Source organism: Burkholderia anthinoferrum (assembly GCF_002925705.1).
GTDB lineage: Bacteria > Pseudomonadota > Gammaproteobacteria > Burkholderiales > Burkholderiaceae > Burkholderia > Burkholderia semiarida.
Genome location: NZ_LFZP01000052.1, coordinates 227,227 through 241,246, shown reverse-complemented (window position 1 = coordinate 241,246; position 14,020 = coordinate 227,227). Strand labels below are relative to the sequence as shown.

The 14,020-nt window shown below is 70.7% G+C and carries 12 protein-coding genes; 4 read left to right on the top strand and 8 right to left on the bottom strand.

What is annotated here, in order from left to right:
- Positions 1–10 precede the first annotated feature (10 nt).
- Genes C5F75_RS23735 through C5F75_RS23710 form a run of 6 tightly spaced genes read right to left on the bottom strand, consistent with a single transcriptional unit; the run spans position 11 to position 6,198 of the window.
- Positions 11–1,192, bottom strand: a complete 1,182-nt coding sequence (locus tag C5F75_RS23735; protein ID WP_059574563.1) for a c-type cytochrome — start codon at positions 1,190–1,192, stop codon at positions 11–13.
- 50 nt (positions 1,193–1,242) lie between these two features.
- The gene (locus C5F75_RS23730; RefSeq protein ID WP_104012795.1) at positions 1,243–2,064 is read right to left on the bottom strand and encodes an ABC transporter ATP-binding protein; all 822 of its coding nucleotides are present in this window, start codon (positions 2,062–2,064) and stop codon (positions 1,243–1,245) included.
- Positions 2,058–3,152: an ABC transporter permease gene (locus tag C5F75_RS23725; RefSeq protein ID WP_104012794.1), complete on the bottom strand. Its 1,095-nt coding sequence runs from the start codon at positions 3,150–3,152 to the stop codon at positions 2,058–2,060. The genes C5F75_RS23730 and C5F75_RS23725 overlap by 7 nt, the downstream gene beginning before the upstream one ends.
- Before the next feature lie 4 nt (positions 3,153–3,156).
- Positions 3,157–4,191 (bottom strand): ABC transporter substrate-binding protein, encoded by a 1,035-nt coding sequence (locus C5F75_RS23720; protein WP_060311027.1) that lies wholly within the window; start codon positions 4,189–4,191, stop codon positions 3,157–3,159.
- 48 nt (positions 4,192–4,239) lie between these two features.
- The gene (locus tag C5F75_RS23715) at positions 4,240–5,079 is read right to left on the bottom strand and encodes a class II aldolase/adducin family protein (protein ID WP_060011327.1); all 840 of its coding nucleotides are present in this window, start codon (positions 5,077–5,079) and stop codon (positions 4,240–4,242) included.
- A 33-nt stretch (positions 5,080–5,112) separates the two neighbouring features.
- A complete protein-coding gene (locus C5F75_RS23710; RefSeq protein ID WP_060011329.1) occupies positions 5,113–6,198 on the bottom strand; it encodes an LLM class flavin-dependent oxidoreductase in 1,086 nt (361 codons plus the stop codon).
- A gap of 260 nt (positions 6,199–6,458) precedes the next feature.
- On the opposite strand from C5F75_RS23710, the gene C5F75_RS23705 reads away from it, so the two are divergent.
- Complete coding sequence (locus C5F75_RS23705; protein ID WP_060011331.1) at positions 6,459–7,817, top strand: acyl-CoA dehydrogenase family protein; 1,359 nt, start codon at positions 6,459–6,461, stop codon at positions 7,815–7,817.
- 88 nt (positions 7,818–7,905) lie between these two features.
- Here C5F75_RS23705 and C5F75_RS23700 read toward each other — a convergent pair whose 3' ends face one another.
- Complete coding sequence (locus C5F75_RS23700; protein WP_179231774.1) at positions 7,906–8,880, bottom strand: LysR family transcriptional regulator; 975 nt, start codon at positions 8,878–8,880, stop codon at positions 7,906–7,908.
- A 17-nt stretch (positions 8,881–8,897) separates the two neighbouring features.
- On the opposite strand from C5F75_RS23700, the gene C5F75_RS23695 reads away from it, so the two are divergent.
- Positions 8,898–9,464: a cysteine dioxygenase family protein gene (locus C5F75_RS23695; protein ID WP_060011336.1), complete on the top strand. Its 567-nt coding sequence runs from the start codon at positions 8,898–8,900 to the stop codon at positions 9,462–9,464.
- A gap of 105 nt (positions 9,465–9,569) precedes the next feature.
- Positions 9,570–11,195, top strand: a complete 1,626-nt coding sequence (locus C5F75_RS23690; protein WP_104012793.1) for a rhodanese-related sulfurtransferase — start codon at positions 9,570–9,572, stop codon at positions 11,193–11,195.
- A gap of 69 nt (positions 11,196–11,264) precedes the next feature.
- Here C5F75_RS23690 and C5F75_RS23685 read toward each other — a convergent pair whose 3' ends face one another.
- The gene (locus C5F75_RS23685) at positions 11,265–12,410 is read right to left on the bottom strand and encodes a glycerophosphodiester phosphodiesterase (protein ID WP_060011339.1); all 1,146 of its coding nucleotides are present in this window, start codon (positions 12,408–12,410) and stop codon (positions 11,265–11,267) included.
- A gap of 370 nt (positions 12,411–12,780) precedes the next feature.
- Between C5F75_RS23685 and C5F75_RS23680 the strand changes: the two genes are divergently transcribed.
- Complete coding sequence (locus tag C5F75_RS23680; RefSeq protein ID WP_060011341.1) at positions 12,781–13,848, top strand: phytoene/squalene synthase family protein; 1,068 nt, start codon at positions 12,781–12,783, stop codon at positions 13,846–13,848.
- The last annotated feature ends 172 nt before the right edge of the window (positions 13,849–14,020 follow it).

Sequence of the window (14,020 nt, the reverse complement as noted above, 5' to 3'; positions counted from 1 at the left end):
GTTCAGGGATTCAATGCGGAAGCCCGGCCTGTACGTCGCGCACGGGTTCCTGGTCGACGCGCAGCAGCAGCGCGGTCAGTGCGTCGCCGCTCGTGGCGCGCGCGGCCGGGCGGGCCACCGTGTCCGAGCGGCACAGCAGGTCGGCATCCGACCAGCCGGCGCCGCCCGGCAATGCGCGCGCCCGCAGCCAGCCGCGCCGATCCGCAAGCAGTTGCGTGCCGGCGAGCGAATCGGGCGCGACGCCGGCGATCGTCGCGAACGCGCGCCACGCATCGGCGGTCGTTGCCACGCAGTTCGCACGCGGGCCGGCTGACGGCGGCACGGGCGCGCCGCGTTCGGTAACGAGCAAGGTTTGCCAGCGCGCGTCTTCCTGCGGTGGTGTCGCGCCGGCCGCGAGCGCAACGACGCGCACGCGCTGGCCTTCGCGCCAGCGCTCGAGCGCCTGGGGCGCGGCGTCGCCGCACCGCACGTCGAGCGCCGGCAGCGGGACGGGCACCGGCCACGCGCCTTCCGCCTGTGCGCTGCTGCCGGCGGCCAGCGCTTTCAGGTAATCGAGCACGGCCCATGTGTCCTGCGGGCCGAGCGTCGCCGCGAAGCCGGGCATCGTCGACGCACCGTGCTCGTCCCGCGTGCCGTGGCGCACGCGCCAGAACAGTTCGCCGTCGAGCCGACGCGCGAGCAGCGCGCCGGCGAAGGTCGGCGGCCAGTGCGCGAGCGTGGCCGCGAGCGGGCCTTCCCCGCGTCCGTCCGCGCCGTGGCAGGCCGCGCAATGTTGCGCATACAGGTGCGCACCGCGCATCACGTTCGACACGGAAAACGGCGCGGGGTCGCGCTGGAAGCTCGTCGGCACGGCGGGCGCGAGCCACAGCGAAGCGGGCGGCCACGGCGCGAACCACGCGACGGCCAGCGCGGCGATGGCCGTCGCGACACGCCACTTGCGCGAAGCCAGCGCGGCGCAGGCGAGCCCGACGGCCAGCGCCGTCAACGTACACGCGAACGCGAGTTGCCGCGTGAGCCCCGCGTCGATGCGCAGCGTTTCAAGCGCGATGCGGTGTGCCCACGGCCACGCGGCCTGGCCGTCGGCGTCGCCGGTCAGGCCGATCGCGTGCAACCCATGCGCCAACGCGATTTGCGCGCGATACAGCAGTTGCAGGAACGCGATGGCCCAGTCGGCGAACGGCGGCGCGTTCATCGCGCGCGCCTCCGGCGGACCGCATTCGAACGTCGAACGGCACCCGGCATCTACCAGCTCGCATCGAGCCCGAGATGCCGCAGCGCGTCGTGGCGCAATTCGGCGAGGCGCGGGTCGCCGCGATGGCGCGGGTAGGGCAGGTCGACGCGCAGTTCGGCGACGATCCGTGCCGGGCGCGGCCCGAACACGATCACGCGCTGCGCGAGAAACAGCGCTTCTTCCACGTCGTGCGTGACGAGCAGCGCGGAGAAGCCGTCGCGTTGCCACAGCGCGGTCAGCTCGGCCTGCATCGTGAGCCGCGTCAGCGAATCGAGCTTGCCGAGCGGTTCGTCGAGAATCAGCAGGCGCGGGTCGTTGACGAGCGCGCGGGCGAGCGCGACGCGCTGCGCCATCCCGCCGGACAACTGATGCGGAAACACGTTCGCGAAGTCCTCCAGCCCGACGCGCGCGAGCGCATCGTCGACGCGATGCTGCGCGGTGCGTGCCACGCCGCGCGCTTCGAGGCCGAGCGCGACGTTCGCGCGCACGCGCCGCCACGGGTACAGCGTCGGGTCCTGGAACACGACGATGCGCGACGGATCGGGGCGCTCGATCGCCACGCCGTCCTGCGCGATTCGGCCTTGGTTGGCGGCGTCGAGCCCCGCGACGAGGCGCAGCAGCGTCGATTTCCCGCAGCCGCTCGGGCCGAGCAGCGCGACGAATTCGCCGGCCGCGACCGACAGCGACACGTCGTCGAGCACGGGCAGCGCGCCGCCGGGGCCGTCGAACGCGTGGCTCACGCGGCGGATGTCGATGCGTGCGCCGCGCGGCGGCGCGACGGCGGGCGCCGCAGCAGTGGCGGCGGACGGTTCGAGTACGGCGGCGCTTACCATTTGACGGTTCCTTTCTGCCAGGCGAGCACGCGGTCGCGCACCGCGAACAGCAGCGCGATCAACCCGGAAAACAGCAGCGCCATCACGATCAGCGCCGCATACATGTTCACGTACGACGCCCAGCCCTGCGCCCAGCTCAAATACCAGCCGAGCCCCGACTTGACGCCCATCATCTCGGCGACGACCAGCACCGTGAACGACGCGCTCAGCCCCATGAAGATGCCGACGAATACGTGCGGCAGCGCGGCCGGAATCGCGACGCGCAGCACGAGGAAGCGCGCGTTCGCGCCGAGCGTGCGCGCGACGTCGTAGTACTGCTTGTTCACGCTCGCGACGCCCGACCACGTCAGCACGGCGACCGGGAAGCCGGTTGCAAGCGCGATCAGGAACGCGGCGGCCGAATAGCTCGACGGGAAGAAGTAGAACGTGAGCGGCAGCAGCGCGGTGGCCGGCACGGGCCCGAGCACGCGCAGCACCGGATGCACCCAGTAGCCGATCCGGCGCGACCAGCCGATCGACACGCCCACCGCGAAGCCGACCGTGACGCCGTACGCGAACCCGAGCGCGAGCAGCTTCAGCGTGTTGCCGGCGCTGCCGGCGAGGCGCGGCCAGTCGTCGACGTAGACCTCGATCAGCGCCTGCGGCGGCGCGAAGAACGGTGTCGGCAGCCAGCCGGTTTTGGCGGTGACGATTTCCCACGCGGCGAGCACGAGCGGCAGCGCGACGAGCCACGGGCCGGCCGGGCGCACGCGTGCGAGCCGCGTGCGGGTCGCGGGAACGCGATGGCCGAGCGTCGCGGCGACGAGCAGCAGCGCGGCGATCGTCCACGCGGCCGTGCCGAACGTGTCGGTGTACGCCCAGTCGCTGAAGCCGACGATCCGGTTCGGCCACAGGTGCGTCAGCGCGCCGAGGGCGGCCCACGCGAATGCGGCGGCGATGCCGGTCGGCCAGGTGCGCGCGCGCCGGGCTTCCGCGGCCAGCGTGGCGTCGCAGGTCGTGCAGGCCGCTCGCGCGGAAGTTGCAGCGTTGGCGGCGCCGGCCGGAGCCGATGCGGCGCGTGCGGCGGAAGCATGTTCGATCGTCGACATCGCGTTACCCCAGTACGTTCGCATAGACCTGCTGCGCGAAGCGCTGCGGGTCCGTGCTCTTCTTCAGCACGCTGATGCGGCGGAAGTCGTCCGCATAGAACGCGATTTCCTGCTGCAGGTCGACGTTGGTCGGATGGTGCGTGTAGGTGAGCGTCGCGTACAGCTTGCGCAGATCCTCGGGGCTGATCTTCGGCGAATACTTCGCGAACACCTTCGCGGCTTCGTTCGGGTTGTCGTGCGTGTACTCGGTGGCCTGCACGATCGAGCGCGCGAGCGCGGCGGCCGTCGGCCGGTCGTTGCGCACGAGGTCCCCGCGCGCGCCGATCACGCAGCACACCTTGCGCGCGTATTCGCCGGACAGGTTGGTCGCGAGTTCGGTATACGCGCCGTTGCTGCGCTTTTCGAGCAGGTAGAGGTTCGGGTCGCCGTCGGCGATCGCGTGGATCTCGCCCTTGTCGACCGCGACGCCGAGCAGGTCGGCCGGATACTGACGCCACGTGATGTCGCGCTCCGGGTCGACACCGTTCTTCGCGAGCAGGATCGAGAAGAAGTGCTTGCCGGGCGCGGCCAGATCGCTGACGCCGACCGTCTTGCCCTTCAGCGCCTGCAGCGTCGTGACGCCGGCCGCCTTCGCGCCGAGCAGCCGCACGCAGCCGCCGTGCGAGCTGCCGATGATCTTCACGTCGAAGCCGGCTTCGAGCGGCTTCAGCCAGCGGTGGATCATCCCGACCGCCGCGTCGGCCTTGCCGGTCGCGATCGATTCGAGCAGTTGATCGGTCGAGCCGCTGTAGTTGATCAGCTCGACCTGCAGCCCGTTCTTCTCGAAGAAGCCGCGCTCCTGCGCGACGACGATCGGCGTCAGGCAGAACGCGTTCTGGTTCCACGCGAACGTGAGCTTCTTCAGCGGCGGCGCTGACCACGCGTGGCGGCCGAGCGTGATCGCCGGCACGGCGAGCGCAGCGGCGCCGGCCGCGCGCAGCAGCCGGCGGCGTTGGTCGTCGTGCGCGTCGTGGGGCGCGGGTGCGGTGGTTTGGGTCATGGTCTGGTCTCCGGTGTGGCGCAAGTCCGTTATTGGCGTGAACAGGCCCTAATCGAGCAGGTCGGGTTCGTCGGCGACGACGCGCGCGAACAGGCTGTCGAACGCATGCAGCGCACCGTCGGGACCGCCGATCTGGCCGTGCGTATGGCGCGCGGTCGCGTGATCGATCGGTTGCGGCGTGCCGGCCGCTTCGGCCAGCAACTGCGTGTGCGCGACGTTGTCGAGCGCGATGTACCACCACGCGGCGGCCTCGACCGTCGGGCCGGCCGTCAGGATCCCGTGGTTCTTCAGGATCACGCCCTTGTGCGTGGTGCCGTCCGGCTTCGCGAGCGCATCGGCGATCCGCGCGCCTTCGCTGGTGTCGACGACCATCCCGGTGAAATCGTCGAACAGCGCGTGATCCTCGTAGAACACGCACGCGTCCTGCGTGAGCGGATCGAGCGGGCGGCCGAGCGTCGACCATGCCTTGCCGTACGTCGAATGCGTGTGCGCGGCGGCGACCACGTGCGGATGGGCCTCGTGGATCGCCGCATGGATCGCGAACGCGGCCTTGTTCAGCGGCCGCTTGCCGATCGCGGTTTCGCCCCGTGCGTTGACGAGCAGCAGGTCGGAGACCTTGATCTGCGAGAAATGCACGCCGAGCGGGTTCACCCAGAAATGATCCGGCAGCTCCGGATCGCGTGCTGTGATGTGGCCCGCGAGGCCCGCCGCGAAGCCGAAGCGCGCGAACAGGCGGAACGCGGCCGCGAGCCGCTCCTGCCGGTGGCGGCGCTCGGCGGCGACGTCGAGGCGCGGTGCGGGCGGATCGAACCAGAAGTGCTGGCGCGGCGTGTCGGCGAGCACGAGGCCCGATGCGGTACGGTTGGGCGAGGACAGGACGGCGGACATGATCGCGTAGGGCTCCGTATGGCTCCGTTGGGCTCAGGCCGCGCGGCGCGCCGCGTCGCGTGCGGCGACGGCGCCGCGCACACGCGGAATCAGTTCACGGCCGTAGTCGATCGCGTCTTCCAGCGGGTCGAAGCCGCGGATCAGGAACGTCGTCACGCCGAGGTCGTAGTAGTCGAGCAACGCGTCGGCGACCTGTTCGGGCGTGCCGACGAGCGCCGTCGAATTCGAGCGCGCGCCGGTGAGCTTCGCGATCTCGGTCCACAGCCGCTTGTCGACGCGTGAGCCGCGCTCGGCCGCGGCGAGCAGGCGGCGTGCGCCTTCGCTCTGCTGTGGGCCGCCGGCGCCGAGCCCGGCCGCTTCGCGCAGCCGGCGCGTTTCGTCGAGGATGCGGTGCGCACGCGCCCACGCTTCGTCCTCGGTCGCCGCGAGGATCGGGCGGAAGGATACGGAGAAGCGCACCTGGCGGCCGTGTTTCGCGGCTTCGGCGCGCACGCGCGTCGTCAGGTCGCGCACCTGGTCGAGCGATTCGCCCCACAGCGCGTACACGTCCGCGTGCTTGCCGGCCACCGCGAGCGCGGCTTCCGACGCGCCGCCGAAGTAGATCGGCACGTGCGGCTGCTGGAACGGCTTCACTTCCGAGAAACCCTGCTTGAACCGGTAATGCGCGCCGTCGTGATCGAACGGCTGCGCTTCCGTCCAGATTCGCCGCAGGATGCCGAGGTATTCGTCGGTGCGTGCATAGCGCGCGTCGTGATCGAGGAAATCGCCGTCGCGCTGCTGCTCGCTGTCCGAGCCGCCGGAGATGAAGTGCACGGCGAGCCGGCCGCGGCTGAACTGGTCGAGCGTCGCGATCTGCCGCGCGGCGAGCGTCGGCGCGGTGAAGCCGGGGCGATGCGCGAGCATGAAATGGATGCGCTCGGTCGCGGCCGCCGCGAACGCGATCGTCAGCGTCGCCGACGGGCCGGTCGAGTGATGCGGCACGAGAATCCGGTCGAAACCGGCCGTTTCGTGGGCGCGGGCAAAGTCGCGCACATAGTCGGGATCGACCACGGGGCCGGACGCCGGGTGGATTTCCGACTGCTTCTGGCTCTGGATCATGCCGATGAATTCGACGCTCATCTGGGTCTCCGGTGCAGGGATGTCCCGGCGCACGGCCGGGCAGGAATGGAGCGCAGGTTAACGCCGGGATCATGCGGAATGGAAATAATCAATCCGGATTTGAATATCAGATTTGCATGGTTTGGGGCCGTATGGGTTGCGCATACGCTGTGGGCTCGTGAATGATCGGGCGCGCGTTGGCGCTGTTTTCGCCTGCTGTTTGCGCCCGCCGTTTTCGTCGTTCCGCCGCCGTGTTCGACCTACCCAGGGAATCCGTTTCGATGTCCGCCAGCCTTGCCGTTTCCTCGCCGCCACCGCAACCCTCGCTGCGCCTGCTGCCCGCGGACGCCGCCAAGCCCGCCCACGCCGACGCCATCGACGAGACGGACGACGCGCGCCTCGCCGCGCTGCTCGAGCGTCTCACTCCCGAACTCGCCGCCGATGCGGCCCGCAACGACGTCGAGGCCCGCTTTCCGCACGAGAACTTCGCGCGACTGCATCGTGCCGGGCTGATCGCGCAGGTCGTGCCGCGCGAGCATGGCGGCGCCGGGGCGACGCTGGCGCGGGCGAGCCGGATCGTCGCGGCCGTCGCGCGGGCCGATCCGGCAACCGCGCTGGTACTGACGATGACGTATCTGCAGCACCGCGCGCTCGGCCGCGCCGACAACCGCTGGCCCGCGCAGGTGCGGCGCGCGGTGTTCGACAGCGCGGTTGCGCACGGCGCGCTGATCAACGCGCTGCGCGTCGAGCCGGCGCTCGGCTCGCCGTCGCGCGGCGGGCTGCCGGCGACCCTCGCGCGCCGCGATGGCGACGGCTGGCGGCTGTCGGGCCACAAGCTCTACAGTACCGGGATTCCGGCGCTGCGCTGGCTGGCCGTGTGGGCGCGCACCGACGAACCGGCGCCGCGCGTCGGCGTGTTTCTCGTGCCGCGCGACCCCGCGGCGGACGGCGATCGCATCCGCGTGATCGAAAGCTGGAATCACCTCGGCCTGCGTGCGTCCGGCAGCCACGAAGTCGTGTTCGACGACGTGCCGCTGCCGGCCGACCATGCAGTCGACGTACGCGCGCCGGACGCATGGACCGTATCGGCCGCCACTCATGCGGATGCCGACGCGCAGGCGGACCAGCAGGCGTGGATGGTCGTGCTGCTCGGCAGCCTGTACGACGCGGTGGCGCGTGCGTCGCGCGACTGGCTCGTCGAATTCGCGACGACGCGTGCGCCGAGCGGGCTCGGCGCCCCGCTCGCGACGCTGCCGCGCGTGCAGGAGGCGGTCGGGGAAATCGAAGGCTGGCTGCACGCGAACCGTGTGCTGCTCGACGATCACATCGCGCGCACCGACGCCGGCAACGCGCCGTCGGTGACGACCAGCGGCCTCGTCAAGCGCACCGTGACCGAGCACGCGATCCGGACGGTCGAGCAAGCGCTGAAGCTGTCGGGCAATCACGGGCTGAGCCGCGGCAATCCGCTCGAACGCCACTATCGCGACGTGCTGTGCAGCCGCGTGCATACACCGCAGGACGATGCGATCGCGGTGGCGGCGGGGCGGGCGGCGCTCGACGTGGCGACGCGCGGGCAGACGAATGCAGGGGCGGACGCGACGTCACGCACCGGGAGCGAAGGCGGTCGACGCGATGCGTGAGCCGGGCCAGGTTGCCGCGCACGGCAACGGCGCGGCGCGACGCAGGCGCCGCGCGGCCACCGAGGCTACCGCGGCCACCGAGGCTACGTTACGCGGCCTTGTCGTGCGATTGCTCGGGCAGCGCGAACGCCGTGCGCGCATGCGCGGCGACGGCCGCGAGCGGCGCGTCGAGGCGCGCGGCATCGTGCCGGCGCAGCAGCCACAGATCGATCTGCGGCTTGAAATCGGCAAGCGGCACGATATCGAGCGCGTCGCGCAGCGGGCTGCCTTCGACGAGCGGCAGCGGCATCAGCCCGAGGCCGAAGCCGTTGGCGACGCTCTGCAGTTGCAGGTCGCGGCCGTACGCATCGAGCGTGACCGGCATCGGCAGGCCCTGCGCGTCGAGCGCGCGCCGCAGGCCCGCACGAAAGCCGCAGCCGTCCGGGTTGAGCACCCAGCCGCGCGCGTGGCAATCGGCGAGCCGGTAGCTGCGGCGCGGCCAGTCGCCCTTGCGGCCGACCGCGACGAGCCGCGTGGCCAGCAAGCGTTCACCCTCGACCTGCGCCGGCAGCACCATCTCGCGCGCGAGGAAGACCAGCGCCGCATCGAGTTCGCGGCGGGCGATGCGGTCGACGAGCAGGCCGCCCCATGCGGTCGTGACCTGCGTCGCGAGTGCGGGCCACTGCGCGGCGAGATCCGCGATCAGCGCGGGCAGCATCAGTTCGCCAAGGCCCTGCGTGAGCCCGATCCTGAATTCACCGGCGGGCGGCTGCTGGCCGGCCGTCAGTTCGCGCAGCGCGTCGACCTCGCGCAGGATCGCGCGACACTGCTCGAACACCTGCCGGCCGATGTCGGTCGGGCGCGGCGGCTTCGTGTTGCGGTCGAGCAGCGTCACGCCGAGCGTTTCCTCGAGATTCTGGACGCGCCGCGTGATCGCGGGCTGCGTCATCCCGAGCTCGGCCGCGGCCTGGCTCAGGGTCTGGCAGCGGACGACCGCTGCAAAAGCGTCGATATCGCTAATTTTCATGTTTGTTCTGCATGGTCTTTCGGGTGCATCATGACGATCCATCATATTCGGCATCATATTCGAGGAGACGGCCGATGAGTACGCTTTCGTTGCAACAGACGCCGCTGCGTCCGTTCGTCGATGGTCTGGATGCGCTGCTCGCGTCCGGCGCGAACGAGGCGCGCATTCTCGACGAGGGCGGCGCGCTGCTCGCCGCGCTCGTCGAGCACGACGACTGGTTGCCCGACGCATTCGCGCAGCCCGATCCCGAGCGTTACCGGCAGTACCTGCTGCATCTGGACCCGGACGAGCGCTTCTCGGTCGTCAGCTTCGTGTGGGGGCCGGGCCAGGCGACACCGATCCACGATCACACGGTGTGGGGGCTGATCGGGATGCTGCGCGGCGGCGAGTTCTCGCAGCCGTACCGGTTCGACGCGGCCGGCAGGCCGGTGCCCGCGGGCGACGCCGTGCGGTTGCGGCCGGGCGAGGTCGAGGCCGTGTCGCCGCGCATCGGCGACGTTCACCGCGTGACCAACGCATTTGCCGACCGCGTATCGATCAGCATCCACGTGTACGGCGCGAACATCGGCAAGGTCGAGCGCGCGGTTTACCTGGACGACGGTACCGTGAAGCCGTTCGTGTCGGGCTATTCGAATGCCTGACGCAACGCCCGCTCGCGCGGCCCGTGGCGGGCGCGCGGCGGCAGGGCCACGATCGAGCCGTTCCGTTTTCTTCACCGACTTCAACGTATTCAACCCAGAGACATCGTGACGCACTCCGCAGATTCCCTTTCCCGTTTCCCCGTCGCGTCGTACCAGGACGTACGCGCGCGCCTGCTTGCCCGCGACGAGATCGCGCTGATCGACGTACGCGAGGAAGATCCGTACGCGCAGGGCCATCCGCTGTGGGCCGCCAATTTTCCGTTGTCGAAGCTCGAACTCGACGCGTGGACGCGGATTCCGCGCCGCGACACGCCGATCGTCGTGTTCGGCGAAGCGGGCGGCGAGGATCTCGCGCCGCGCGCGGCCGCGACGCTCGTGCGGCTCGGCTACACCGACGTGCGGCTGCTCGACGGCGGCCTCGCCGGCTGGGTCGCCGCGGGCGGCGAACTGTTCATCGACGTGAACGTGCCGAGCAAGTCGTTCGGCGAATGGGTCGAGGCCGAGCGTCATACGCCGTCGCTGTCCGCGCAGGAGGTGCAGGCGCTGATCGACGCGAAAGCCGATGTCGTGATCGTCGACGCGCGCCGCTTCGACGAATACCAGACGATGAACATCCCGACGTCGACCAGCGTGCCGGGCGCTGAACTCGTGCTGCGCGTGCGCGCGCTCGCGCCGGACCCGCGCACGCAGGTGATCGTCAACTGCGCGGGCCGCACGCGCAGCATCATCGGCACGCAGTCGCTCGTCAACGCGGGGCTGCCGAACCCAGTCGCCGCGCTGCGCAACGGCACGATCGGCTGGACGCTGGCCGGCCAGACGCTCGAGCGCGGCGCCGCACGGCGCTTTCCGGACGAGATCGACGCGACGCAGCGCGCCGAAGCGCGTCGGGCCGCCCGCGCGGTGGCCGAGCGCGCCGGCGTGCCGCGCATCGCGCTGGCCGACGTCGCCGCGCTCGCCGAACCGGGCCGCACGCTGTACCGCTTCGACGTGCGCACGCCGGAGGAATACGAAGCCGGCCACCTGCCGGGCTTCTTGAGCACGCCGGGCGGCCAGCTCGTGCAGGAGACCGACCATCATGCGGCCGTGCGCGGCGCGCGGATCGTGCTGGCCGACGACGACGGCGTGCGCGCGGACATGACCGCGTCGTGGCTCGCGCAGATGGGCTGGGACGTGCGCGTGGTCGAGCCGGCCGGCGCCGCGGCATTCGTCGAGCGCGGCCAGCCGCCGCGCGACGTGCCCGCGACGCCGCCCGCGGCCGACGTGTCGCCCGCGACGCTCGCCGGCTGGCTGAAGGAGGCCGCGCCCGGCGAGCTCGCGATCGTCGACGTGACGGCCAGCGCGAACTACGTGAAGCGTCATGTGCCGGGCGCGTGGTTTGCCGTGCGTGCGCAGTTGCGCGACGCGCTGGCCGCGATTCCGCCCGCGAAGCGCTACGTGTTCACGTGCGGATCGAGCCTGCTTGCGCGGTTCGCGGCGGATGACGCCCGCGCGCTGCTGCCGGCGTCGGCCGAGACCCGCGTGCTGACCGGCGGCACGGCCGCGTGGATCGACGCCGGGCTGCCGCTGGAGAGCGGCGAGACCCGTCTTGCGTCGCCGCGCATCGACCGCTATCGGCGCCCGTACGAAGGCACCGACAACGCGGCCGCGGCGATGCAGGCGTATCTCGACTGGGAATACGGGCTGGTCGACCAGTTGAAGCGGGACGGCACGCACCACTTCAACGTGATCTGACCGACGCGGTGCAACCGGGCGCGGCACCTCGTGCGCGGCGCCCGGTCGCGTGCGGGTCGGCGCTTCGTGTCAGCGCTTGAACGTATCGACGGCCGTGCGGCCGACGGCCGGATCGTCGGTGAAGAAGCCGTCGATGCCCGCGCGCAGGTACGCCTGGATCTCGCGCACCGAGCCGCCCGTGTTGCGCGTGGCCGGCGTGCCGCCGTCCTTCAGCGATGCGGGCAGGAAGTTGTTTTCCGGGCGGAACGTGTACGGATGCACGACGAGGCCGGCCTCGTGCGCGTAGCGCACGAACGGCGTCGGCTGCTGCAGCGTGCCGTCTGCGGCGACCGCGATGATCGACGTCTTGTACGGGCCGACGCCGTTCGCATAGGTCGCGATCTCGCGCATGCCGTCGCGCGTCGACAGGTCGCCGTAGGTGCGCGTGTCGTTCGCCTTCACAAAGTCGTACGGGCGCTGACCGGCTTCGTCCATCAGCTGCACGAGCTGCCAGTTCGGTTGGCTTGACTTGATCCGGTTGCGGATCGCTTTCAGGTTCGCGACTTCGAACGACTGGATGTAGACGGTCGCCGTGCGCGACGTGTATGAATCCTTCAGCAGCGCGTCGACGAGACGGTCCTCGAGCGGCAGGCCGATCGACTGGAAGTAGGTCGGATGCTTGGTTTCCGGGTACAGATGGATCGTGCGGCCTGTCTGCGCGGACATCTGCTTCGCGAGCGCGACGATCTCGTCGAACGTCGGAATCTCGAACTGGTCGTTGTAGGCCGTATTCGCGGGGCGCACCTGCGGAATGCGCTCGCGCGCCCGCAGCGTCTTCAGCTCCGCGAGCGTGAAATCCTCGGTGAACCAGCCGGTCAACTGCGCGCCGTCGATCGTCTTGGTCGCCTTGCGGCCGGCGAACTGCGGCAGCGCCGATACGTTCGTCGTGCCCGAGATCTCGTTCTCGTGGCGCGCGACGAGCACGCCGTCGCGCGTCGACACGAGGTCGGGCTCGATCACGTCCGCGCCGTCCTCGATCGCCTTGCGATACGACGCGAGCGTGTGTTCGGGGCGCAGCGCGCTCGCGCCGCGATGGCCGACCACCTGGACCTTCGCGGAGATCGGCTGCGTGGGATCGCGCGTCAGGGCGTCGTCGCCGCCGCACGCGGCGAGCAGGAGCGCGGCGGCGCAGGCGAACGGGGCATAGCGCAGGGAGGTCGGGCGCTTGAGGAGCATGTCGTTGAACCTTCGAAACGGAGTCGGAAAGGGCGCTCGAGTCGGCGGCCCGGCGAGAAGCCGGGCAGAACGGAATCGAACGGTGCGCGATCGTCGCATCGAATAATTACATATTTATTACTTGGACCTTTCCGTTCTGTTTTGAAGGGGCGACGGGCGCGGCAGCGCGAGCGACGGCAGCCTTGCGCACATCGCATTCCGGCCGTCACAGCGAACCCGCGCGCCGGATGCACTAAACTTGCGGGAATTTTGCATCGCCGCACCGGGGCCGACGCCCGCCGCGCGCGACGATGCGGCGACTCGCGGGCCGGCGCGGGCGCCCGGCGCCCGTGTGCGCCCGGGGCCCGCGCCGGCCGATTTTTCCCGACTCATGACGACCCATACCGATCCTGCCTATCTGCTCGGCGACCTGCTGAAGAACGTATCCCGCTCCTTCTACCTGACGCTGCGCGTGCTGCCCGACGGCATGCGCGACCCGGTCGGCCTTGCGTATCTGCTTGCACGCGCGGCCGATACGATCGCCGACACGGCGCTCGTCGCGCCTGACCGGCGCGCGGCGCTGCTGACCGACCTGCGCGACGACATCGAGCGTCTCGGCGACGGTGCGGCGCTGTCGCGTTCGCTCGAGGACGTGACGCGGATGCAGACCGATTCGCACGAACACCTGCTGCTCGGTTCGATGGAACCGATGCTCGCGCTGTTGCGCGCGCAGTCGGAGGTCGATCGCGCGTCGATCCGCAAGGTCGTCGCGACGCTCACCGCGGGGATGGAATTCGACCTGCGCACGTTTCCGGACGAGCGGTCGGGGCAGGTCGCATCGCTGCCCACGCGGGGCGAACTCGACCGCTACACGTACCTCGTCGCCGGCTGCGTCGGCGAATTCTGGACCGACATGACGGGCGCGCACACGCGCGCCGCGCGCGGCTGGGACCTGCCGGACATGCGCGAGAAGGGCATCCGCTTCGGCAAGGCGCTGCAGATGACGAACATCCTGCGCGATTGCGCGAAGGACCTGCGCATTGGCCGCTGCTACCTGCCCGACGACGTGCTGCGCGCGCACGGGCTCGTCGTGGCCGACCTGATGCGGCCCGATGCGTCGGCGCGCGCACGCGGCGTGCTGGTCGACCTGCTGCGCGGCGCGCTCGACCAGTATCGCGACGCATGCCTGTATACGCTCGCGATCCCGCGCCGCTTCGTGCGGCTTCGGCTCGCCTGCCTGTGGCCGATCATGATCGGCCTCGAAACGCTCGAACTGCTGGCCGGCCACGCTGCGTGGCTCGACCCGGCGCAGCCGGCCAAGGTGCCGAGAAAGCGCGTCTACCGGATCATGGCGGCGTCGCTCGCGCTGGTCGGTTCGAACACGGCGATCCGCGCGCGCCTGAGCGCGCTCGCCGACGCCGTGACCGCGCGGCTCGCGCGCCCCGCGTCGCAGCACTGAAGCGCGTCGGTGCGACCGGCACCGACGTCGCGTCCCGGCCCGCGCTCGCCGGGCCGTTCCCGTCCGATCTCCCGTGCCCCGTGCACGGACAAAAACGTTTTCATGATTTCGTGTCTCGAAATGTGGGTGTCACGAACGTCGGCGATCCTGCGCGGCGGCGTGAATCGCGGCG